The sequence below is a fragment of the Luteimonas aestuarii genome (assembly GCF_004357985.1).
In the GTDB taxonomy this organism is placed as follows: domain Bacteria; phylum Pseudomonadota; class Gammaproteobacteria; order Xanthomonadales; family Xanthomonadaceae; genus Luteimonas; species Luteimonas aestuarii.
The window spans coordinates 65,219-87,483 of the sequence record NZ_SMTF01000016.1 but is presented as its reverse complement, the minus strand read 5'-3'; the positions used below and the strand labels follow the sequence as shown (position 1 = coordinate 87,483).

The window sequence follows — 22,265 nt, the reverse complement described above, 5'->3', positions numbered from 1 at the left end:
GCGACTGGATCCAGTTCTATAACCACCGGCGCCCACACCAGGCGCTGGGCATGAAGACACCCGCTGAGGCATATGCATTAGCGGCCTGACCTGTGCAGAAACCGCTGGGTCATTACACGGCCGCGCTTCTCTGGGCCAAACGTGCGTTTTCGGCGGCGTTTGCCACCTTGGCGCAGGCAGCTGCGAAGCACGCCACCGCGCTGGGCATCGACGCGCACGTGGCGGTAGATGGTCATGTGGCTGACCCGGGCCACGCCGTTCCCGGCCAGCCAGTTGGCGATCTGCTCAGGGCTCCACTGCTCGCTTCGCAGCAGGTCCTCGATCGCCTCATACACGCCAGGGGCATGCTGCTTCACCCGGCGTGAGCGTCGGCGGCGGCCGCTGGTCCGCTCCTGGGCCTTGCTGGGTCGGTAAGCCCCGTCAGTGGCGTGGCAGGCGTTTCGACGCAGTTCGCGGCTGATCGTGCTCGCGGCGCGGTCCATGATCCGCGCGATGGCGCGGCCACTGAGACCTTGTCGCCTAAGGGCGCCCAGCGTGTATCTTTCACCTTGGGTGAGCTGGCTGTACATGAAGGATCGTCTCTTGCCGGAGAAATCCTCCCCAGTCTGCCAGCTCGCCTTTTCTCTTCCGGGCGGCGCGGGTGTAGCACTTACTTTGTTAACTCGCGATGTCTAACAATTCATTCAAGCCGACGCCGCTTCGCGGCGCGGCTTAGTTCAGGCGTTAGGCAACACTATCAGGAGTAATCGCATGACCAAATGGATGCTCGTCGCACTGTCTCTTTCCTGCACCACCCTCTCCGCTCGCGCAGAAGATAGCCTTTACAGCCAACGCCACATCTCCTGCATGGATAATTCAGGCGGCGCAACCGTAGAAATGCATAAATGCATTGTCGATGAGCATTCTCGACAAGACATCAGGCTAAATGACGCTTATAGAATCCTCATTGGCAATCTCACCGGCAATCGAAAGAAAGAGCTACTTGCAGCGCAACGACTTTGGATTCGGTATCGCGATGCGAATTGTAAAGTCTATGCGTATCCAGATGGTGGCACCGCGCCTGCAGTTCATACTGCGTCCTGTGGGCTGGAAATGACAGCTCAACGGGCCAAAGAGCTTGAGAACCTGTTTATTCCCTAACAAATCGTTCAAGCCGACGCCGCTTCGCGGCGCGGCTTGTTTCAGGCATTAGGCCGTAATGTTGGAACTACGCAATCCTCGGACAATCGCACTTGAGCTACTTTCGGCTTCTGATTTGACTCATTTAAGCCAGGATCACCGTCTTCCATTCACTGAGATTGCGGGAGACTTCGTGTTTCTTGACTCCCGCTCTGCCAAGAATGAAACAGACGGCCGTGATGCGCCCTCAGCAGGATTTGTAAGGATTGGTGGGTATTTGCAACATCTGGCACGGGAGACGCTTGGCTTGTTTCTACCGGCAACGATCAACGCGTTGCTTTCCTGGATCAGGATTCCGGGCCGGATGCGACACCTCTAATTCTCGGGATCAATTTTGGCCAATGGCTTCAATTGGCCGATATCATGCGTCAATTCGAATCTGCTGATGATCAAACTCTGATCGCACATGCGGAACAGTCAATTGAGAAGGTGTCCTCTGGCCTCTCTCTGCTGTACCCATACCGCCTTGCGGGGTGAATCAACGCCCCAAGTGCACGACTCCCAAGAGTTGTTCGATTCGCTGGATCAGGCCTGGCTGCAACAGGACCGAAAGCGTCCGCCCCACCCTCGCCGCCTGTTCACACCTCGTGCGGCTGCAACTCCCACAGCTGCCCCTGCCGGAGTTCCATCACCCGGCCCAGCCGACGCGCGAGGCGGCGATCGTGGGTCACCATCACCAGGCTGGTGCGCTGGGCGCGGTTGAGCTCCAGCATCAGTTCGAACACGGTGGCGGCGGTCTTTTCGTCGAGGTTGCCGGTGGGCTCGTCGCCCAGCACGCATGCGGGGCGATTGACCAGCGCACGCGCCACGGCGGCGCGCTGGCGTTCGCCACCGGACAGCTCGCCCGGCTTGTGCTCGAGGCGATGGCCCAGGCCCACGGCCTCCAGCAACGCCTTGCCGCGGCTGGCTGCTTCCTGCGTGTCGATGCCACCCAGCATGACCGGCATCATCACGTTTTCAAGGGCGGTGAATTCGGGCAGCAGGTGGTGGAACTGGTACACGAAGCCCAGTGCGCGGTTGCGCAACTGGCCGCGCGCCGCATCGGACAGCGCGCTCATCTTCTGGCCGGCCACGTACACCTCACCCGCCGTGGGCGTGTCCAGCCCGCCCAACAGGTGCAGCAACGTACTCTTGCCAGCGCCGGATGCGCCGAGGATGGCGACGGTCTCGCCGGCTCGCACGCTCAGTTCCAGGCCGTCGAACACCGGCGTATGCAGCTTGCCTTCGGCATAGGTCTTGCCCAACGCCTCGGCGCGGATCACGTCGTCGCTTGCAACGGGCTGCTGCATTGCCATCCCTTGTTCATTCATAGCGCAGCGCCTCCGCGGGTGCCGTGCGCGCCGCGCGCCACGCGGGGTACAGGGTGGCGAGGAAGGCCATCACCAGCGCGATGCCGGCGATGAGCAGCACGTCGGCCGCTTGCAGGTCGATCGGCAGGCCGGTGATGTAGTACACGTCGCTGGGCATCAGCACCACGTCGAAGGTTCGTTCGATGGCGCGCAGGATGTGCTCGAGGTTGTAGGTCAGCAGCAGGCCGCAGATTACGCCGACGATGGTCCCGATGACGCCCAGCACCGTGCCCTGCACCATGAACACGCGCATCACCCCGCCCGGGGTGAGGCCCAGCGTACGCAGGATGGCGATGTCGGCCAGCTTGTCGGTCACCAGCATCACCTGCGAATTGAGCAGCGAGAACGCACCCATCAGGATGATCAGCGACAGCAGGATGCCGATCATGGTCTTCTCGAGCTTCAGTGCCCGGAACATGTTGGCGTTTTCCATCGTCCAGTCGCTGACGCGGTAATAGCCTGGCTGCTGCAGTGACAGGGTGCGTGCGAGGTCGCGGGCGACCACGAACGCGCGGTCCATGTCGTGCAGCTTCAGGCGCACGCCGGTCACCGCATCGCCCATGCGCGTGAGCCGCTGCAGGTCCTGCAGGTTGACTACTGCCAACCTGCGGTCGAAATCCTGGTGGCCGGCTTCGAAGATGCCGCTCACGGTGAAGCGCTTGAGCTGCGGCACCGCGCCCAACGGCGTGACCTGGAAGTCGGTGGTGACGACCAGTTGCTCACCCACCTGCACGCCCAGCCACAGCGCCAGGTCGCGGCCCAGCACGATGTTGAACTCGCCCGGCTGCAGGTCGGACAGGCTGCCCTGCACCATCTTCTCGCCGACCTCGGAGACGGTGTCTTCGTCTTCCGGCGATACGCCGCGCAGCGCGGCTGGTTCCTGCCGTGAACTGCGCAACAGGGCCTGGGTATCGATGAAGGGCGCGGCACCGGCCACGTGGGCGTCGTCGCGGGCCAGCTGCATGGCGTCGCGCCACTGCTCCATCGCCGAGCCCTCCGCGGTGATGGTGGCGTGCGAGACCATGCCCAGCATGCGGTCGCGGATCTCGCGCTGGAAGCCGCTCATCACCGCCAGCGTGGTGATCAGCACCATCACGCCGATGGCGATGCCGAGGATCGACGCGAACGAGATGAAGGAGATGAAGCCGTTGCGGCGCTTGGCGCGCAGGTAGCGCAGGCCGATGGCGACAGGGATGGGCTTGAACATGCAGCGGGAGCCTGCGGGACAGCCGCTATGGTGCCACCGAAGTGCCCCCGTCGGTGGACGGACCGGAGGGGGCGGCCAGACGCAGTTCACGTCGTCGTTTGGATGGCAGCGTGTCAGGCCACCAGGCGCAGCGCTGCGAGCGTCCCTGTCGGTCCTGCCAGCCTGCGAATGCCAGCGGGCCACGCCAGGCCACCTGCAGGGACTCGACCCGCTGGCCGTCGACGAATGCGGCGCCATCGGCACGCACGACGAGTTCGAACGCCGGCCGAGCGGCCTCCAGGCGCAGGCTGCGTACACCGTGCACCACGACCAGCAGGGACAACGGCCAGGTGGCAAGGGCGGGCATTTCGGAGGCCCAGGTCGCGACCAGCGCCAATGCCGTCAGCACGACCAACGCACCCAGCACGTAGCGCGACGGACGCCAGGGGATGCGGGCACCGGCTGCGCCGACGACGTCAGGGCGCAAGCCCGCGGATGTGCTGGACGAGGCGGTCGAGTTCGGCATCCGGTGCGGTCTCGTGGCCCATGAACCAGTGCCAGAGCTTATCGTCCTCGCAATCGAGCAGCCGTAGGAAAACCCCGCGCTCGGCTTCGGACGCATTCGCCCATTCGCGGTCCAGCCAGCGCTCGAACAGCTGGTCCAGTTCACGCATGCCGCGCCGGCATCGCCAGCGCAGGCGGCGGAATTCGGCAGTCCCATTGCCGTTCACGTTCGGGCCGCTCATCGCAGATTCCTCAAAAAACAGTCACGGCGATCCGGCTTTCAGGATGTAGTCGCAAAACCCTCGTGGCCCGAACCCGACGCATTCTTTCCGGAACCCGGAAAATACAGCCGGATCCTGCGTTTCCAGCGCATCGATCGATTCTCGTATCCCCCGACCCATGAATCCCCCGTCCGTATCGAGCACATGCGCGCGCAATGCTGCCTCGCGCGCCCCTGTCGTCTCGATGATGCGAAGCTGTCGTTCGTCCACCTGTTCACGGATGCACGCCTTTCGATAATCGGGATCATTGGGGAACTTCACTTTGCAGCTCCCTTCAATCTTCCATTCCGCGGTTTTGGTATAGGCAATGGCTTCGCGCAACTCTCGATGCGTTGCATGCTCGGCGACAACACGCACCAATGCATGGCGTATGCCATCGTGCGTCAACGCCGCGCCGATCCTGCAGCCCAAGTCCAGTTCTGGCGAACGTTCGACAGGCGTGAACGGGAACGCCGGATCGCACGTCAATATCGCAAGCAACCAGCGGACCTGGTCGATCCCGGCGACATACTCGGCGGCCAGCTCGGTATGCGGGGGATCTTCCCGTATTCCGTTCGCCAGACATGGGGGCAGACACAGCAACAGCCCCAGAAGCAATCCACCGCGCACGTGGATCAGCCGCGGCGCGCCAGCATCAGCTGCTTGATCTGGCCGATGGCCTTGGCCGGGTTCAGCCCCTTCGGGCAGGTCCGCGCGCAGTTCATGATGGTGTGGCAGCGGTAAAGCTTGAACGGGTCCTCGAGGTCGTCGAGGCGCGCGCCGGTGTCTTCGTCGCGGCTGTCGATGATCCAGCGGTAGGCCTGCAGCAGCACCGCGGGGCCGAGGTAGCGTTCGCCGTTCCACCAGTAGCTGGGGCAGCTGGTGGTGCAGCAGGCGCACAGGATGCATTCGTACAGGCCGTCGAGCTTGGCGCGGTCTTCCTTCGACTGCAGGCGCTCGCGGTCCGGCGGCGCCGCGCTCTGGGTGCGGATCCACGGCTGGATGGACGCGTACTGCGCGTAGAAGTGCGTCAGGTCCGGCACCAGGTCCTTCACTACCGGCATGTGCGGCAGCGGGTAGACCGGCACTTCGTCCTTCTTGCAGTCCTCGATGGCACGGGTGCAGGCCAGCGTGTTGGTGCCATCGATGTTCATCGCGCACGAGCCGCAGATGCCCTCGCGGCAGGAACGGCGGAAGGTCAGCGACGGGTCGATCTCGTTCTTGATCTTGATCAGCGCGTCCAGGACCATCGGCCCGCACTTGTCCAGGTCCACCTCGTAGGTGTCGGTGCGCGGGTTCTCGGTATCGTCCGGGCTCCAGCGGTACACCTTGAAGGTGCGCACGCGCTTGCTGCCCGACGGCGCGGAGAAATGCCGGCCCTTGTGGACCTTGGAGTTCTTGGGAAGGGTGAATTCGGCCATCTGTCTCTATTCCTGCATGTAGGAGCGGGCCGAGCCCGCGACGCCTGTCGTGCCCACGGGCACTCCTACAGGGTCAGTAAACGCGTGCCACCGGCGGCACCACCGCGACCTCGTCGTCCAGCGTGTACATGTGCACCGGGCGGTAGTCGATGCGGGTCTTGCCCGCCTCGTCCGCCCAGCACAGGGTGTGCTTGTGCCAGCTGGCGTCGTCGCGGTCCGGGAAGTCCTCGCGCGCGTGCGCGCCGCGCGATTCCTTGCGGTTCTCGGCCGAGGTGATGGTGACCAGCGCCTGGCCCAGCAGGTTCTGCAGCTCCAGCGTCTCGATCAGGTCCGAGTTCCACACCAGCGAACGGTCGCTGATCTTCACGTCGGCGAACGAGTCGTGGATTTCGCGGACCTGGCGCACGCCCTCTTCCAGCGTCTCCTGCGTGCGGAACACGGCGGCGTGGTCCTGCATCGAGCGCTGCATGCGGTCGCGGATCACGGCGGTCGGTGTGTCGCCATTGGCATGGCGCAACTTGTCCAGGTTGGCCACGGCCTTGTCGGTGGCGTCGCCCGCCAGGCGCTTGTGGGCCTGGCCGGGCTTGATGGTCTCGGCACAACGATTGGCCACCGCGCGACCGAACACCACCAGGTCCAGCAGCGAATTCGAGCCCAGGCGGTTGGCGCCATGTACCGACACGCAGGCGGCCTCGCCGATGGCGTACAGCCCCGGCACCACGGCGTCCGGGTTGCCGTCCTTCAGTTGCACCACTTCGCCGTGGTAGTTGGTCGGGATGCCGCCCATGTTGTAGTGCACGGTGGGCAGCACCGGGATCGGCTGCTTCTCCACGTCCACGCCGGCGAAGATCCGCGCGCTCTCGGCGATGCCGGGCAGCTTCTCGTGGATGTCCTTGGGGTCGAGGTGGGTCAGGTCCAGGTGGATGTGGTCCTTGTGCTCGCCCACGCCGCGGCCTTCACGGATCTCGATGGTCATCGAACGCGACACCACGTCGCGCGAGGCAAGGTCCTTCGCGTTCGGCGCGTAGCGCTCCATGAAGCGCTCGCCGTTGCTGTTGCGCAGGATGCCGCCCTCGCCACGCACGCCCTCGGTGATCAGGCAGCCGGCACCGTAGATGCCGGTCGGGTGGAACTGCACGAACTCCATGTCCTGCAGGCCCAGCCCGGCGCGCAGCGCCATGCCGCCGCCGTCGCCGGTGCAGGTGTGCGCCGAGGTGGCCGAAAAATACGCGCGGCCATAGCCGCCGGTGGCCAGCACCACGCCGTGGGCGCGGAACAGGTGCAGCGTGCCCTCGGCCATGTCGATGGCCAGCACGCCCTTGCAGGCGCCGGCCTCGTCCATGATCAGGTCGAGCGCGAAGTACTCGATGAAGAAGCGCGCGTCGTGCTTGAGCGACTGCTGGTACAGCGTGTGCAGGATCGCGTGGCCGGTGCGGTCGGCCGCGGCGCAGGTGCGCTGCGCGGTGCCCTTGCCGTAGTGCGTGGTCATGCCGCCGAACGGGCGCTGGTAGATCTTGCCGTCCTCGGTGCGCGAGAACGGCACGCCCTGGTGCTCGAGCTCGATGATCGCCGGGATCGCCTCGCGGCACATGTACTGGATGGCGTCCTGGTCGCCCAGCCAGTCCGAGCCCTTGATGGTGTCGTAGAAGTGGAAGCGCCAGTCGTCCTCGCCCATGTTGCCCAGCGCGGCGGAAATGCCGCCCTGCGCCGCCACGGTGTGCGAGCGCGTGGGGAACACCTTGGTCAGGCAGGCCGTTTGCAGGCCCTTGTGCGCAAGGCCGAAGGTGGCGCGCAGGCCGGCGCCGCCGGCGCCGACGACGATCATGTCGTAATGGTGTTCGGTGATCTTGTAGGCGTTGGTCATGGAGTGCTCGAAGTGAAGCCGCTCAACCCAGCAGCGCGATGCGGGCGATCGCGTACAGCGACGCAAGTGCGCCGATGGCGCAGGCGAAGGTGACCAGCAGCTGCAGCGCGATCTCGAGGGCGCGCTGGTGCACGTAGTCCTCGATCACCACCTGCAACCCCAGTTTGGCGTGCCAGAACAGCGCGATGGCGAATAGCGCGAACAGGATCGCCGTCCATGGCCGCGAGAGCGTGGCATGCACGGTGGCCAGGTCGGCGCCGACCAGCGACAGCAAGGTGCCGATGAACCACGCGACCAGCGGGATCAGCGCGACGGCGGTGACGCGCTGCCACCAGAAATGGCCGGTGCCGGTCTTGCCGGATCCCAGGCCGCGGGCGCGCGCGATGGGCGTGCGGTAGTCGCGCGGCGTGGAGGCGTTTGGATCGCTACTCATGCCCCACCCCGCAACGCGACGAACCAGATCAGCGCCGTCAGCACCGCGGCCAGCGCCAGGACGGTGTAGCCGGAGCGATAGACCTCGGGGATCTCGAAGCCCATGCCCGCGTCCCACATCAGGTGGCGGATGCCATTGAGCAGGTGGTAAACCACCGACAGCGAGATGGCGAACAGGCCGATCCTGCCCAGCGGCGACCCCAGGCACTCGACTGCGCGCAGGTAGGCTTCACCGCCCTGCGCCACCGACAGCAGCCACCAGGCCAGTACGAACGCGCCGAACGAGGCGACGATGCCCGTGACACGGTGCAGGAACGACATCACCGAGGTGATCTGGAAGCGGTAGGTCTGCCCCAGCATGAACGGCGACAGGGGTCTTTCTCGATGTGCCATCGCTGGTCAGCTCTCCTCGCTGGCGGCCCGTGCCGCGTGGCTGGAGCGTGGCCGGTCGCTGCCGGCCGCGCAATCATTCAAAAGTCGATGCAGCGACCGTTCTTTTCCCAATCGCCGTAGCGTGTCGGATCGAGGCCCTCGCGGCCCCCGACTTCGGCGGCAGGCCGGGCGTCAGCGGTTCCTGCAACAGGGTTTTCCGCCTGCGGCGGGTCCGGTTGCGGGGATGTGTCGCCTATCATGTCGCGATCTTTCACGAACGAAAGTTTAATTCCGGGGCCCATGTCCGACAAGCAGCCCATCCGGGAAGGCCGGTTTTCCGCCATTCCCGGCATCGCCTCCCTGACGCTCGAAGGCCGCGATGCGGTGGCGTTCGCGCAAGCGCAGTTCATGAGCGACGTGGCCGCGCTGGCGCCCGGACACTGGCACTGGAGCGGCTGGCTCACGCCGAAGGGTCGCGTCATCGCCCTGTTCGCCCTGCTCAAGCACGTCGACGATACGTTGCAGGTGCTGCTGCTGGATGCAGACCCGACGGCATTCGCGGCACAGCTGCAACGCTATGTGTTCCGCAGCAAGGTGGTGGTGCGAGTGGATGCGGGCGTGCAACCGGCGGGCGCCTTCGTCGCACCCGTCGACGCGTCGGGGTCACGCTTCGCCGCGGGGGATGACGGTGGGCTGGAGCTCGACCTTGGCACCGCGTTGCAGCCACGCACGCTGCGCACGGGGGTCGCCGCCGCGTCTGATGACAGCGCTGCCCAGGCCTGGCGACAGGCCGACCTGGCCCACGGCCTGCCGCGCCTGCCCCATGCGCAGGCCGATGCCTGGACGCCGCAACAGCTGTCGCTGGAGCGGCTGAAGGCCTTCAGCGTCAAGAAGGGCTGCTATCCGGGACAGGAAATCGTGGCACGCACGCATTTCCTCGGGCAGGCCAAGCGTGGTCTGGTCCGGCTGCAGGGCGCGGGCGTCGCAAGCCTTGGCGAGGTGCTGCCAGCCGAAGGCGAACGCGCGCTTGGCCAGCTGGTGTGCGCCGCAGGCGACGAGGCGCTGGCGGTGATGCCGCTGGAGGCGGGCGACGGACCGTTCCTGACAGGTGGCCTGCCTTGCCGGCGTGTGCCGCTGCTGGACGGATTGGCGCGCTGATTCTCGCAGAGCGCGACATCTCGGCGCTTCAAGCGATCCGTCGTTTCGCGAGTTGATTCCCGTCGCCCCGGGGATGCAAGCCGCGTTTGCCGTCAGGACGGTCGTCAAAAAGGTTCTTCCAAGTCCGGGGACGTCGAGGGCGCCTGCCGGGGCCACGCCGGTTCGCGGCACGATATCCGCTTGGTCGGCGCGGCCCCGGCAGGCGCCTCCACACTTTTCCGGCGGCTGGGCGGAAAGCCAAGGGCAGCGCCGCTTCGCCTTTGCCGAACGTGCAAGGATCTGTCCAGCGCAGGTCCGATGCCGCCGCAACCAAGCGGATATCGGGCCGCGACTTGCGGTGGCATCGGACCTGCGCGCCCTGCGTCGGTGTCTTTCCCTCGATCGGGAGAAGAACCCAAGAAAAAGCCACTGGGTCCCGGCTTGCGCCGGGATGACGGATTGATCGGAACTCGGCCGATTCGGCGTCAGTGACGTCAGGGTTTCGCAGCCGCCAGCGAATCCGCCGCGGCCACTATCTCATCGTCCGACGGAATCACCAGGAACGCCGCGCCGGCCAACGGGGTGAAGGTGTCGGCCCCCACCACGCGGCGGAACGGTCGCGCGCGATAGCCGGCCTCGGCGACCGCGGTGATGATGCCCTCGCCCACGCCGGCGCTGCGGCGACCCTCGTCCACGACCAGGATGCGGTCGCATTCACCCGCATGCTTCGCGATGGCCGCCTCGTTCAGGGGCACCAGCCAGCGCAGGTCTACCACCCGCACCTGCCAGCCATGCTTCGCCTCGATCGCCTTCGCCGCGCGCAGGCTCATCGGCACGCCATTGCCGAAGGTGAAGATCACGCAGTCCTTCGCCTTCGGGTTGTAGACGCGTTCCTCGCCCAGCGTCATCGCCTGTTCCGGCGACGGGTATTCCGTCAGCCAGCCGCCATCGCCGGCTTCGTGCAGGTCCTTGGCCATGTACAGCGCGATCGGTTCGAGGAAGGCGCAGACGCGGCCATCCACCTTCGCCAGGGCCGCCATCGTGCGCAGCATGGTGGCGGCGTCATCGCCGCGCGACGGGCAACCGACGACCAGGCCGGGGATGTCGCGCAGCGCGGTGATCGAGTTGTCGTTGTGGAAATGCCCGCCGAAGCCCCGCTGGTAGCCCAGCGATGCGATCCGCATCACCATCGGGTTGCGGTACTGGCCGTTGCTGAAGAACTGCAGGCTGGCCGCCTCGCCGCGGATCTGGTCGCAGGCGTTGTGGAAGTACGCCAGGTACTGGATCTCCGGCAGCGGCAGCATGCCCATGTTGGCGTAGCCCTGCGCCAGCCCCAGGATCACGGTTTCGTCCAGCAGCGTGTTGAACACGCGGCGCGGGCCGAACGCCTTCTGCAGGCCCTTGGTGACCGTGTACACGCCACCCTTCTGGGCCACGTCCTCGCCGAACAGCAGCGCTTCGGGATACTTCGCGAACAGGTCATGCAACGCGGCGTTGATCTGGATGGCGAGATGCTTCGGACCCGCCCGCTCCGGCAGCTTCGCCTCACCGCCGAAGGCCAGCGCGCGGCGCTCGGCATCCGGCGGGCGCGTGGCTTCGGCCTGTACCGCCTTGGGGGTGTACGGCGCGAGGGGTGCCATCACGTCGGCCAGCTCGGTCAGGCGCGGCCGGCGGTCGGCATCCTCGGCGGCGGCGAAACACTTCGCGCGCGTGGCTTCGTACAGCGCCAGCACCTCGTCCTTCGACATCAGCCCCGACTCGAGCGCGATGGCCGCGCTGCGCAGCAGCGGATCAGTCGCCTCGACCGCACACAATTCCTCGATGCTGCGCCACTCGATCTCGAAATCGGTCCCGGCGTGGCCCATGATCCGGGTGGTGCGCAGGTGCAGGAAGGTGGGCCTGCGCGTACGCCGGCAGTGTTCCACGGCCCGCTGCACGTCGCCATAACCACCGGCCAGGTCCAGTCCGTCGGCATAGAAGTAGTCGAGGTCGGGCCGGTCGCGGAAGTTGCGGGCCACCCAGCCATCCGGCGTCTTCACCGAAATGCCGATGCCGTTGTCCTCGCACACGAACAGCACCGGCGCCGGCAGCTTCTGGTATGCGGTCCATGCGGCGACGTTGAACGCGGTTTGCGCGGTGGCGTGATTGCTGGAGGCATCGCCGAACGAGCAGATGGCGATGCTGTCGTCGGGCACCGGGAGCGCATGGCCGATGCGCCTGGCCTGCTCGATGGCGACCGCCGTGCCAAAGGCCTTGGGCAGGTGCGAAGCGATCGTGGACGTCTGCGGCAGCACCCACAGCGGCTTGCTGCCCCAGACCTTGTGGCGGCCGCCACTGGCCGGGTCGTCCTTCGACGCCGCGAACGACAGTGCCGAATCCATCACCGGGTCCATCCCCGGCAGCTTGCGGAAGCGCTCGGCCATGAACCCGCCGCTGCGGTAGTGCAGGAACGCCGGATCGGTATGGCGCGTGAGCCGCGCGACCATGGCGTTGCCTTCGTGGCCGCTGGAACCGATGGTGTAGAACACCTTGTTCTGCACCCGCAGCACGCGCGCCATCAGGTCGAGGTGGCGGCTGACCAGCTGCGATTCGAACAGTTCGCGGAACCCGCGTGCGTCCAGCGCGCTGCCTTCGAGGATGGATTCGTCCCCGGCGGGTTTCGCATCGGCGCGTCCGTCCCAGCCCTGCACGAAGGCGGTGAAGTTGGCGTCGCAGATCTCGGCGCGGTTCAGCCCCTTCATGCGGGCCGGGATGGGATCGGGAACGGTTGCGAACATGCGGGACGAGGCTCAGTTGGAGGCCGCGATCAACGCGGCGTTCTCGGAGGCGGGATCGGGCATCGCGATGAAGCCTGGCGTCGCGCGCACGCGCGCCAGCCAGTCGCGGATCGCGGGATACGGCGACAGCTCGAAGCCGCCGTGGTGGGCGACGTCGGTATAGGCGAACAGTGCGATGTCGGCGATGCCGTAGTCGTCGCCGGTGAACCACGGACGCGCCGACAGGTGCCGCTCCATCACCGCGAACGCCTCGTGCCCGCGTTCGCGCAGCCGCGGCAGATCGGCACGGCGCGGCGAATCGAGCGGGGTCCAGCCACGGATGAAACGCGCCACGGCGACATAAGGCTCATGGCTGTACTGCTCGAAGAACATCCAGCTCAAGGCCTGCGCACGCTGCCACGGGTCGACCGGCAGGAACGGCGTGCCGTCCGCCAGGAAATGCAGGATGGCGTTGGATTCGACCAGCACCCGGCCATCGTCCAGTTCCAGCATCGGCACCTTGCCGGCGGGATTCTTCGCCAGGTATTCGGGCGTACGGGTTTCGCCGCGGCTGCTGTCGACTTCCACCCACGCGTGATCGCGGCCCAGCTGCGCCAGCAGCAATCGCAGCTTGTGGCAGTTGCCCGAGACCGAGTAGCCGTGGACGCGCATCACGCCAGGCGCTTCCGGTTGATGCCCCACTGCGCGCGGGTCTGGCCCCACACCTCGACATGCGCCTCGTTGGCGGGTGCGGGCAGCACGCGGCCTTCGCGCAGCAGGGTCGAACCCAGCCGATGCGCCACCTTCTTCGACGCGATGTTCTCAGGCGAGATGCAGTGGATGATGTCGTCCCAGCCCAGGGTATCGAACGCCCAGTCGATGGCGGCGACCGCCGACTCCAGCGCGTAGCCCTGCCCCCACGCATCCGGGTGGAATGCGTAGCCGATTTCGTTCCCAGGCCAGCCATCGGGCCGCCATGGCCCCATCTGGCCCACCCAGCGCCCGGTCGCCTTCTCTTCCACCGAGAACATCGCGAAGCCCTGCAACGCCCACGCCCCCGGCATCTGCAGGAACTTGCGCCAGGCGCCACCGCGCGGCAGGTGGCCGCCGATATAGCGGCATGCCTCCACATCCATCATGAGTTCGGCATAACGCTCGAAATCCTCGATGCGTGGCAAGCGCAGGAGCAAGCGTTCGGTTTCGAGATGGATGCTGGCAACACTCATCTGGCTGGCTCCTGAAGCCACTCGCCCCTCGGCAGAGGTTTCGGGGTGGTGGGACAGCGAAGCGACACTGGTCCGGACGACTGTCGCTTCGCCATACCCTCATCCGCCCTTCGGGCACCTTCTCCCGAGGGAAGAAGGAAGGGAAACGAATCAGAACGCGTTGATGCCCGTCAGCTCGCGGCCCACCACCAGCTGGTGCACGGTCTCGGTGCCTTCGTAGGTGATGACCGACTCGAGGTTCAGGCCATGGCGGATCGGGCAATGCTCGGTGGTGATGCCGGCGCCGCCCAGCAGGTCGCGCGCTTCGCGGGCGATGTCGATGGCCATGCGGCAGTTGTTCCACTTCGCCAGCGACACCTGGGTGGGCTGCATCTTGCCGGCATCCTTCAGCCTGCCGAGTTGCAGCGACAGCAGCTGCGCGGAGGTGATGCGACGCGCCCAGTCGGCCATCTTCAGCTGCGCACTCTGGGTGGCGGCGACCGGGCGGCCGAACAGGATGCGTTCCTTGGAGTAGTTCAACGCCTCGTCGAGGCAGGCGATGGCGGCACCGATCGGGCCCCAGGTAATGCCGTAGCGCGCCTGCGTCAGGCAGCCCAGCGGCCCCTTGAGGCCTTTCACGTTCGGCAGGCGATTGGCCTCGGGCACGCGCACGTTGTCGAAGAACAGCGCGCTGGTCACCGACGCGCGCAGGCTCATCTTGTGCTTGACCAGTTGCGCGCTGAAGCCGGCGAAGTCCTTCTCTACAACGAAGCCCTGGATGCCGTCGTCGGTCTGCGCCCAGACGATGGCGATGTCGGCGAGGTTGCCGTTGGTGATCCACATCTTCGACCCGTTGAGGATCCAGTCGGCGCCGTCCTTCTTCGCATGGGTCTTCATGTTCGCCGGATCGGAGCCGCCATGCGGCTCGGTCAGGCCGAAGCAGCCGATCACCTTGCCCGCGGCCATGTCCGGCAGCCAGCGGTTGCGCTGCTCGTCGGTACCGTAGGCGAAGATGGGATACATGCACAGCGACGACTGCACGCTGGCGAAGCTGCGCAGGCCGGAGTCGCCGCGCTCGAGTTCCTGGCAGATCAGGCCATAGCTGACGTAGTTGAGCCCGGAGCCGCCGTACTCGGCCGGCAACGTCGCACCCAACAGACCCAGGCCGGCGATCTCGGGGACCAGCTCGGTGGGGAAGCGGCCCTGGTCGAAGCATTCGCCGATGATCGGCAGCACGCGTTCGTCGGTGAAGCGAGCCACGGTGTCCTGCACGGCCCGCTCTTCTTCGCTGAGCAGGGAACGGATGTCGTACAGGTCGTAGGGGTGCAGGGCCATGGCGGTGTCGGGCTTCGGGCGGAAAACGCGCATTGTATCGGCCCGGGCAGCCACCGGCACCCGTCACCGGCCATCAGTGCCGAAGCCATCAGCGCTGGAACGGAACGGGCCGGCGAATGCCGGCCCGTCCAGGGTGACGCGGTGTGCGGGATTAGCTGCGGGTGGTCCCGGTGTCCAGCGACGCGGTGCGCAGCATGACCTCGCCATCGACCACCGGCAGGCGGTCACCCGGCTCCTGGTCCATGCGCACGGTGTGCTCCATGCCGTCATGGCGGTAGGTCACGTCGTAGCCCACCACGACCTGCTCGCTACCCAACGAAATGCGATCGCCGGGCTTGCTGCCCGTGCGCATGCTGCGGGTCTCGCCCTCGGGGGTGCGATAGGTCACGTTGTAGGCAACCACGCGCGAGGACTGCGAGGAATCCTGCACGGTGGTGCACTGGCGATCGACGCGCTCGACGACCTGGCCGCCGACGTGGCGACGGTCGATTTCGCGACCGGCGAAACCGCCACCGACCGCACCGGCGACCGTGGCCAGCCTGCGGCCGCTGCCGCCGCCGATCTGGTTGCCCACCAGACCGCCAACCACGGCACCGGCGACGGTGCCACCGACCAGGCCATCACGCTCTGGCAGGCGCTCCTGCACCACCACGTCCTGGCAGACCTGGCGAGGGGTGGACGAGGTGGTGGTCTCGCTGATCGGCTCGCTGCCGAGCACGGTCGCGTACAGCGGCTGGCTTTCGGTGACGGCCACCACGTCGATCACGTCGGCATATTCGATGGCACCGGCGTTGCGATCGAGGAACGGCAACTCCTCGCCGACGGCATCGGCGCCGACCGGGGTACGGTCGCGATCGCTGTCGCGGCTGTTGTGATAGGCGCCGACGGCCACGCCGCCGACCAGCATCGAGGCCAGGGCGATCGCAAGGGTATTGTTTTTCATCGTTGTCTCCTCGGGCCTTGCCCGCTGTGTTGTCGGTGCACGGCCATTCCAGCATCGCCTTCCTGAATGGATGCCGGAAAAGTTCCGATGAACCTGACGACCCCATGAACCATGCAGGATCCCGGGCCTTCCGGACGCGTGATAGCGTGCGCACATGGGCTGGCGCACCGCTGCGCCACCGGACCCCGACATCACGGCGAACCACAGATCCCATGGCCAATCCCCTGCTCCTGCCGATCCTCAACTGGGCACGCAAGCTGCGCTATCCCACGCTGTTCAAGATCACCGGCGGACTGTTCCTGCTGACCCTGTTCATTCCGGATCCGATCCCGCTGGTGGATGAAGTCCTGCTCGGCCTTGGCACGATCCTGCTGGCCAACTGGAAGCGCCGGAAGGAGCCTGCGCCGCCGCTCGACGCGGGCCGGGACGCACCGCGCTGAGCCGATGCTGGTCGACAGCCACTGCCATCTGGATGCGGCGGAACTGGATGCCGACCGCGCCGCCGTCATGGCGAGGGCCCGCAACGCGGGCGTGACCCGCCAGGTGGTGCCCGCGGTCTCCGCAGGCGGCTGGCCGAAGCTGCGCGACCTCTGCGCCGCGGATGACGGGCTGTTTCCGGCCTACGGCCTGCACCCGATGTACCTCGCCGAGCACTCATCGACGGATCTGGAAGCCTTGCGCACATGGATCGAACGCGAGCGCCCGGTGGCGGTGGGCGAATGCGGTCTGGATTTTTTCGTGGACGGGCTCGATCCCGATGCGCAGTTGGCCTTTTTCGAAGGCCAGCTGCGGCTGGCGCGCGAGTTCGACCTGCCGGTCATCGTGCATGCCCGTCGCGCGGTGGACGCGGTGCTGGCGGCAGTGCGCCGCATCGGCAGCCTGCGCGGCGTGGTGCACAGCTTTTCCGGCAGCCCGGAACAGGCGCGGCAACTGTGGTCGCTCGGCTTCATGATCGGCCTCGGAGGACCGGTCACCTACGAACGCGCCAACCGGCTGCGCAAACTGGCAACGACCATGCCGCTGGAGTACCTGCTGCTGGAAACCGATGCACCGGACCAGCCCGATGCCGGCATCCGCGGCCAGCGCAACGAACCCGCGCGACTGGTGGTGGTTTGCGACACCATCGCGCGGCTTCGCAAGGTGTCGCCGGGAGAGATCGCGCAAGCCACCACGCGGAATGCAGAGCGCCTGTTCGCCCTCCCCGCACGCTGACCTTCACACACGGCACGCCGGCCCCGGCGCGCTACGGCGCCGGCTTCTTCAACAGCAATGCCAGCGCCCGGCCCACCATGGCGAAGGCGAAGGCGCCGGTGATGTGCGTCGCCGCGCCAAGGCCCGCGCCACAATCGAGCTTGAACGCTGCGTCCGGTCCCAGCGCCGGACGGATGCCACAGACGCTGCCATCGGCCTGCGGGTACTGCACGTTCTCCAGCGAGTACACCGCCTGCACGCCGAAGTAGCGGTCGCGGTTCTTCGGGAAGTTGAACTCGGCGCGCAGCTTCTTGCGCACCAGCGCCAGCAGGGCGTCGTGCTCCGTGCGCGACAGGTCGCGCAGCCGCACCTGCGTGGGATCGGTGCGCCCACCGGCCGAACCCGACACCACGATCGGCAGCTTGCGCCGCCGACACCAGGCGATCAACTCCACCTTGACCCGGAAGCTGTCGCAGGCGTCGAGCACCAGGTCGACGCCCTCGCCCAGCAGGTCGGCCATGTTCGCGGACGACAGGAACACCGGTACCGCGTCGACCATGATCGCGGGATTGATCGCACGGCAGCGCTCGGCCATGGCTTCGGCCTTGTTGCGGCCGTACTGCCCGTCCAGCGCCGGCAGCTGGCGGTTGGTGTTGGATACGCAGATGTCGTCGGCATCGATCAGCACCAGGTGGCCGACGCCCGAACGCGCCAGCGCCTCCGCCACCCACGACCCCACGCCGCCCATGCCGACCACGGCCACGCGCGCACCGGCAAGGCGCGCGACGGTGCCGGCTCCATAGAGCCGGTCGATGCCAGCGAAACGTTGGCGCAAGCTGTCGTCCATGTGCGCAGTTTATCTTCGGTGGCGCGGTAGTATCCTGACCGCCAAGCCAGCCAGGAGCGCCAGCGATGCCATCACCCAGCCAGGACCGTCCCCCGCTTCCCGTGCCCCACGTCGATGCCGACGAGCGCAAGCCGTCCGATGCGGGTCGCTACCTGTTCCTGTTCCTGCTGGGGCTGGTGCTGGGCATCGTGGCGGTGGTGATGCTGTTGCGCGCACTGGAGGCCCGCAAGACCTGGCGCGACCACTACCCCAACGCCACCATGCACCTGTTCTCGGCACACATGGCGCAGATGCGCGAGAAGATCGAGGCCAACCGCTGCAACCCCACCGACATCCTGCCCCACCTGCAGTCGCTGCGAAGCCTGGGCAACGACCTGGAGCCTGCATTCGCCGATCTGCGCGATGACCGTCGCTTCGCCGGGCACGCCGGGCAATTCCGCGCCACGCTGGATGCGACGCTCTCGTCGCCACCCCTCAACTGCGCTGGCGCCAACGAAGCGGCGAAGAACATCGGCGAGTCCTGCAGCGCATGCCACCAGGATTTCCGCGGCTAGATTTCCACGGCCCGCCCACGCGCCGACGGTTTCGCATCGCCTTCACCGCCGGCTGAATCGTGCCTGCACGGCACCACGTCGAAGGGCGTCGGAACGGCGAGGATTGCCGCGGCATTCACGCTGCGCGTCCTAGTGTCGCTGGCAACGGAAGCGCATCGTTTCCGCAGCCAGCACATCACGGAGAACGCCATGAACACCCGACTCCTCGCCGCATCGGCCATCGTTGCCAGCACCCTGCTTGCCGGCTGCGCCAGCACGTCTTCGCCCGGCTATTCCAGCGGCTACGGCACTGCGCCACAGTCGGCGCGTTGCTACGACTGCGGCACGGTCGTCGCCATCGAGCAGGCCGGCAACACCAATCCCAACGTGGCCGGACCCCTGATCGGCGGCATCGTCGGCGCGGTGGCGGGTCGCGAACTCGCACGCAGCAATACCGACAGCGAAGGTCGGCGGAACACCGCTACCGCCGCAGGCGCTATTGGCGGCGCGGTCGCCGGCAACGCCATCCAGAACCGCGTCGAAGGCGCTGGCTACAACGTCCATGTGCGCATGGAAGATGGCCGCACCACGGTCGTCAACCAGAGCAGTCTCAATGGCATCCGCCAGGGCTCGTACGTCCGCATCCAGAACGGCCAGGCGCGCCTGTACTGATCTGCCGCCCGTACCGGCCTGACAGATCTCCATTGGCGGGACGCTACGTGTCCTGCCCCGGAAGCCCGGCCTTGTGCCGGGCTTCCTGCATCTGGACCGACGCCGCGCTTCGCGCGCGGCATGCACCTGGCGACGGGCTCTGTGACAATGCCTGCCTCGCGTCGCGCGGCGGCGCTCCACCTCCGGTCTTCCATGGACGCGCAACCGATCCTCTACGCCATCGCCGCGCTGCTGGTCATCGTCGGCCTGCTCGGCACCATCCTGCCTGCCTTGCCCGGCCTGCCGCTGATGTTCGCCGGCATGCTGCTCGGCGCCTGGGCCGGGGGGTTCGAGCATATTGGCGTGGGCACGATCGTCGCGCTGGGGCTGCTGACGGCATTGTCGCTGGTGATCGACTTCTGGGCCACGGCGTTGGGCGCCAAGCGGGTGGGTGCCAGCCGCACGGCGCTGTTCGGTGCGGTGATCGGTACGTTCGCTGGCCTGTTCTTCGGCTTGCCCGGCCTGTTCGCGGGCCCGTTCGTGGGCGCGCTGGTGGGCGAACTGGTCGCGCAACGACGCCTCGGCCGCCAGCAGCTCGGGCATGCCACGCGGGTCGGCTTCGGCACCTGGCTCGGCATCGCACTCGGCACGGCGCTGAAACTCATGCTGGCCTTTGCCATGATCGGCATCTTCGTGCTGGCCTGGTGGCTGTAGCTGGCCACGCGTCATCCAACGTATCGTCACTCGCAATGCCGAACCCGCCCATGCCCATCGTCTTGCTCCGCAGCATCGCCATCCTCTGTGCCATGGCTTGCCTCTTCGCCGCGCCCGCGGGCTGGGCGAAGGAACTGCAGGACGCGACGCCTGCAGCCGTTGCAACCACGGAGGCGCCGGAGGTGGTCGACGTCGGCCGCCAGTTCGACACCACGCTCGACCGCGTGCGGGCGAAGCTGGTCGAGCTGGTCGCCTTCTCGCCGCTCCTGCTGGTGGCGATCCTGATCGTGTTGGCCACGTCGTGGATCAGTGGCTTCGTCGCGCGCCGCCTGCATTGGCTGCGCCTGCGTACCCACAACCCGTACATGGATGGGCTGATCCGGATGATCGTCCGCAGCCTGATCGTCGTGCTGGGCGTAGTGCTGGCGCTGGACCTGCTGGGCGCAACCGCGGCGGTCGGCGCCGTGCTGGGGTCGGCCGGCGTGGTCGGCCTGGTGATCGGCTTCGCCTTCAGGGACATTGCCGAGAACTACATCGCCAGCGTGCTGCTCAGCCTGCGCAAGCCATTCAACCCGCGCGACCACGTGCGCATCGATGCGCACGAGGGGCGCGTGGTGGCCCTGACCTCGCGCGCCACCCTCCTGATGACGATGGACGGCAACGAACTGCGGTTGCCCAACGCGCTGGTGTTCAAGGCGGTCATCCTCAACTTCACCACCAACCCGCGGCGGCGCTTCGAGTTCCGCATCAGCATCGATGCCAGCCAGTCGATCCGGGTGTCGCATGCGCTGGCGCTGTCGCAGATCGCCAGTGTCGAGGGCGTGCTGGCCGATCCCGGACCGTCCTGGTCGGTCGCCGAGTTCACGCCCAACGGCATCGTGCTGCAGTTCTTCGGCTGGGTGGACCAGCGTGCCAGCGACATGGGCAAGGTGCGCACCGAGGCCATCCGCCGGGTCAAGGCGGAGTTCACCCGTGCCGGCATCGAGCAGCCGCGGACGGTGCAGCACGTGAGGGTCACCCGCGATCAGCCAGCGGGCGCCGACATCGGGGCGACCGCGCCGGAGCCGGTGCATGTCGCCGATGCCGACACCTCGGTCAATCGCGACATCGACGAACAGCTTGCGCAGGCGCAGGAGCAGATGGACGATGGCCGCAACCTGCTGAAGCCGGGCCCCACCCCGCCATGACCCCGCGCCTCGTCCTGCTGATACCGCTGGCCGCCGCATGCGCAAGTGTCGCCGCGCAGGATGGCGACGTGTCGGCTTGCGTGCTGATCCAGAGCGACCTGGAGCGGCTGGCCTGCTACGACAACGCAGCCGGACGCGCCAGCATCACCCCCGTCGAGGCCGACGAAGCGGCGCGTGCGGCACGCGAGGCGCTGGAGGCAGCGAAGGCGGAAGGCGGCGCCACCCGCCGCGGTCGCGAAACGCGCGACAGCCGCGGCGACACGCTGTTCGTGCACGAGGATGCCGCCTACCGCGACGCCATCGCCAATGCCGGCCGCGGCTCGCTGCTCGACAGCCGTTGGGAGCTGGCGAAGGACTCCAAGCGCGGGATCTTCAACTTCCGTGCCTACAAGCCGGTGTACCTGCTGCCCGCGTTCTGGACATCGGATGTCAACGACATGCCCAGTTCGCGCAACCCGGACAACACCGTCACCACCCCGATGGGGCTGGATGCTCTGGAAACCAAGTTCCAGCTCAGTTTCAAGACCAAGGCGGTCGAGAACCTGTTCGGGGACAACGGCGACATCTGGATGGGCTACACCCAGAGCTCGCGCTGGCAGGTCTACAACGGCGAGGAATCGCGCCCGTTCCGCGAGACCAACTACGAACCGGAAGTGCTGCTGGTCTTCCGCAACGGCTACCACCTGCTGGGCTGGAACGGACGCATGACAGCGGTGGGCATCAACCACCAGTCCAACGGCCGCGAGGACCCGCTGTCGCGCAGCTGGAACCGGCTGATGTTCAATATCGGCCTGGACCGCGAGGATTGGGCGCTGATGCTGCGCCCCTGGGTGCGCATTTCCGACGGCAACGACGACGACAACCCGGGGATCGAGGATTACGTGGGCCGGGGCGACGCCACCCTCACCCACATCCGCGGCCGCAACGAGTTCTCGCTGATGGCCCGGCATTCGCTGCGTGGCGGCGACCGCTCGCGCGGCGCGCTGCAGTTCAACTGGGGCTTCCCGCTGACGCCGCACGCGCGCCTGCCGATGCGTGGCCACCTGCAGGTCTTCCACGGCTACGGCGAAAGCCTGATCGACTACAACCACAAGGCGACCTACGTCGGGCTGGGCATTTCCCTGGAGGAGTGGTTCAGCCAGCCGGACTGACGCGGCCGGAGGCCGCCTTTCCCACGCGGTACTTCACGCACTCCATGC

26 protein-coding genes and 1 pseudogene are annotated in these 22,265 nt (G+C 66.8%); 10 read left to right on the top strand and 17 right to left on the bottom strand.

The window, feature by feature from the left end; genetic code table 11:
• On the top strand, positions 1–89 hold an 89-nt coding region (locus tag E2F46_RS15140), incomplete at its 5' end, for an integrase core domain-containing protein (protein ID WP_157800575.1).
• A 24-nt stretch (positions 90–113) separates the two neighbouring features.
• Here the strand turns inward: E2F46_RS15140 and E2F46_RS15135 are convergent.
• A pseudogene (locus tag E2F46_RS15135) lies at positions 114–569 on the bottom strand (transposase); the annotation flags it as partial.
• 181 nt (positions 570–750) lie between these two features.
• On the opposite strand from E2F46_RS15135, the gene E2F46_RS15130 reads away from it, so the two are divergent.
• Positions 751–1,140, top strand: coding sequence for a lysozyme inhibitor LprI family protein (locus E2F46_RS15130; protein ID WP_133323417.1), 390 nt, complete (start codon positions 751–753; stop codon positions 1,138–1,140).
• 617 nt (positions 1,141–1,757) lie between these two features.
• Here E2F46_RS15130 and lolD read toward each other — a convergent pair.
• The 10 genes from lolD to E2F46_RS15080 all read right to left on the bottom strand — a co-directional run bounded on the left by lolD (position 1,758) and on the right by E2F46_RS15080 (position 8,878).
• On the bottom strand, positions 1,758–2,468 hold the full coding sequence (gene lolD / locus E2F46_RS15125) for a lipoprotein-releasing ABC transporter ATP-binding protein LolD (protein WP_133323416.1): 711 nt from the start codon (positions 2,466–2,468) through the stop codon (positions 1,758–1,760).
• Between the two features lie 13 nt (positions 2,469–2,481).
• Positions 2,482–3,735 carry a lipoprotein-releasing ABC transporter permease subunit gene (locus tag E2F46_RS15120; RefSeq protein WP_133323415.1) on the bottom strand — a complete coding sequence of 418 codons (1,254 nt, stop codon included), beginning with the start codon at positions 3,733–3,735 and terminating at the stop codon, positions 2,482–2,484.
• Between the two features lie 25 nt (positions 3,736–3,760).
• Positions 3,761–4,201, bottom strand: coding sequence for a protein YgfX (locus E2F46_RS15115; protein ID WP_133323414.1), 441 nt, complete (start codon positions 4,199–4,201; stop codon positions 3,761–3,763).
• Positions 4,191–4,460 carry an FAD assembly factor SdhE gene (locus tag E2F46_RS15110; protein ID WP_133323413.1) on the bottom strand — a complete coding sequence of 90 codons (270 nt, stop codon included), beginning with the start codon at positions 4,458–4,460 and terminating at the stop codon, positions 4,191–4,193. The genes E2F46_RS15115 and E2F46_RS15110 overlap by 11 nt, the downstream gene beginning before the upstream one ends.
• A gap of 21 nt (positions 4,461–4,481) precedes the next feature.
• On the bottom strand, positions 4,482–5,108 hold the full coding sequence (locus tag E2F46_RS15105; RefSeq protein WP_133323412.1) for a hypothetical protein: 627 nt from the start codon (positions 5,106–5,108) through the stop codon (positions 4,482–4,484).
• A 5-nt stretch (positions 5,109–5,113) separates the two neighbouring features.
• Positions 5,114–5,899 carry a succinate dehydrogenase iron-sulfur subunit gene (locus E2F46_RS15100; protein WP_133323411.1) on the bottom strand — a complete coding sequence of 262 codons (786 nt, stop codon included), beginning with the start codon at positions 5,897–5,899 and terminating at the stop codon, positions 5,114–5,116.
• 73 nt (positions 5,900–5,972) lie between these two features.
• Positions 5,973–7,763: a succinate dehydrogenase flavoprotein subunit gene (sdhA, locus tag E2F46_RS15095; RefSeq protein ID WP_133323410.1), complete on the bottom strand. Its 1,791-nt coding sequence runs from the start codon at positions 7,761–7,763 to the stop codon at positions 5,973–5,975.
• A gap of 22 nt (positions 7,764–7,785) precedes the next feature.
• Complete coding sequence (gene sdhD, locus E2F46_RS15090; RefSeq protein ID WP_133323409.1) at positions 7,786–8,196, bottom strand: succinate dehydrogenase, hydrophobic membrane anchor protein; 411 nt, start codon at positions 8,194–8,196, stop codon at positions 7,786–7,788.
• Positions 8,193–8,588, bottom strand: a complete 396-nt coding sequence (gene sdhC, locus E2F46_RS15085; protein WP_133323408.1) for a succinate dehydrogenase, cytochrome b556 subunit — start codon at positions 8,586–8,588, stop codon at positions 8,193–8,195. The genes sdhD and sdhC overlap by 4 nt, the downstream gene beginning before the upstream one ends.
• A gap of 77 nt (positions 8,589–8,665) precedes the next feature.
• Positions 8,666–8,878, bottom strand: coding sequence for a DUF1674 domain-containing protein (locus tag E2F46_RS15080; RefSeq protein ID WP_341777568.1), 213 nt, complete (start codon positions 8,876–8,878; stop codon positions 8,666–8,668).
• Here E2F46_RS15080 and ygfZ point away from each other — a divergent pair.
• Positions 8,868–9,725 (top strand): CAF17-like 4Fe-4S cluster assembly/insertion protein YgfZ, encoded by an 858-nt coding sequence (gene ygfZ / locus E2F46_RS15075; protein ID WP_133323407.1) that lies wholly within the window; start codon positions 8,868–8,870, stop codon positions 9,723–9,725. The genes E2F46_RS15080 and ygfZ overlap by 11 nt on opposite strands.
• Positions 9,726–10,198: 473 nt before the next feature.
• Here the strand turns inward: ygfZ and E2F46_RS15070 are convergent, their stop codons facing one another.
• From E2F46_RS15070 to E2F46_RS15050, 5 genes are all read right to left on the bottom strand, one after another.
• Positions 10,199–12,481, bottom strand: coding sequence for a thiamine pyrophosphate-dependent enzyme (locus E2F46_RS15070; protein WP_133323406.1), 2,283 nt, complete (start codon positions 12,479–12,481; stop codon positions 10,199–10,201).
• A 12-nt stretch (positions 12,482–12,493) separates the two neighbouring features.
• On the bottom strand, positions 12,494–13,132 hold the full coding sequence (locus E2F46_RS15065; RefSeq protein ID WP_133323424.1) for a glutathione S-transferase family protein: 639 nt from the start codon (positions 13,130–13,132) through the stop codon (positions 12,494–12,496).
• Positions 13,132–13,686, bottom strand: coding sequence for a GNAT family N-acetyltransferase (locus E2F46_RS15060; protein ID WP_133323405.1), 555 nt, complete (start codon positions 13,684–13,686; stop codon positions 13,132–13,134). Before E2F46_RS15060 ends, E2F46_RS15065 begins: the two co-directional genes overlap by 1 nt.
• Before the next feature lie 150 nt (positions 13,687–13,836).
• Positions 13,837–15,000, bottom strand: a complete 1,164-nt coding sequence (locus tag E2F46_RS15055) for an acyl-CoA dehydrogenase family protein (protein WP_133323404.1) — start codon at positions 14,998–15,000, stop codon at positions 13,837–13,839.
• A 151-nt stretch (positions 15,001–15,151) separates the two neighbouring features.
• Positions 15,152–15,943, bottom strand: a complete 792-nt coding sequence (locus E2F46_RS15050) for a glycine zipper 2TM domain-containing protein (RefSeq protein ID WP_133323403.1) — start codon at positions 15,941–15,943, stop codon at positions 15,152–15,154.
• 212 nt (positions 15,944–16,155) lie between these two features.
• Between E2F46_RS15050 and E2F46_RS15045 the strand changes: the two genes are divergently transcribed.
• Positions 16,156–16,383, top strand: a complete 228-nt coding sequence (locus E2F46_RS15045) for a DUF6116 family protein (protein ID WP_133323402.1) — start codon at positions 16,156–16,158, stop codon at positions 16,381–16,383.
• Between the two features lie 4 nt (positions 16,384–16,387).
• Entirely contained in the window at positions 16,388–17,155 is a 768-nt protein-coding gene (locus E2F46_RS15040) for a TatD family hydrolase (RefSeq protein WP_133323401.1), read from the top strand.
• A gap of 31 nt (positions 17,156–17,186) precedes the next feature.
• Here the strand turns inward: E2F46_RS15040 and E2F46_RS15035 are convergent, their stop codons facing one another.
• Entirely contained in the window at positions 17,187–17,981 is a 795-nt protein-coding gene (locus E2F46_RS15035; protein WP_133323400.1) for a tRNA threonylcarbamoyladenosine dehydratase, read from the bottom strand.
• Positions 17,982–18,046: 65 nt separating this feature from the next.
• Between E2F46_RS15035 and E2F46_RS15030 the strand changes: the two genes are divergently transcribed.
• From E2F46_RS15030 to E2F46_RS15010, 5 genes are all read left to right on the top strand, one after another.
• On the top strand, positions 18,047–18,535 hold the full coding sequence (locus E2F46_RS15030) for a hypothetical protein (RefSeq protein ID WP_133323399.1): 489 nt from the start codon (positions 18,047–18,049) through the stop codon (positions 18,533–18,535).
• Positions 18,536–18,724: 189 nt separating this feature from the next.
• The gene (locus E2F46_RS15025; protein ID WP_133323398.1) at positions 18,725–19,186 is read left to right on the top strand and encodes a glycine zipper 2TM domain-containing protein; all 462 of its coding nucleotides are present in this window, start codon (positions 18,725–18,727) and stop codon (positions 19,184–19,186) included.
• A gap of 192 nt (positions 19,187–19,378) precedes the next feature.
• Positions 19,379–19,879, top strand: coding sequence for a DUF456 domain-containing protein (locus E2F46_RS15020; RefSeq protein WP_133323397.1), 501 nt, complete (start codon positions 19,379–19,381; stop codon positions 19,877–19,879).
• Positions 19,880–19,929: 50 nt separating this feature from the next.
• On the top strand, positions 19,930–21,066 hold the full coding sequence (locus E2F46_RS15015) for a mechanosensitive ion channel family protein (RefSeq protein WP_165967496.1): 1,137 nt from the start codon (positions 19,930–19,932) through the stop codon (positions 21,064–21,066).
• Positions 21,063–22,217 (top strand): phospholipase A, encoded by a 1,155-nt coding sequence (locus tag E2F46_RS15010; RefSeq protein ID WP_133323395.1) that lies wholly within the window; start codon positions 21,063–21,065, stop codon positions 22,215–22,217. Before E2F46_RS15015 ends, E2F46_RS15010 begins: the two co-directional genes overlap by 4 nt.
• The last annotated feature ends 48 nt before the right edge of the window (positions 22,218–22,265 follow it).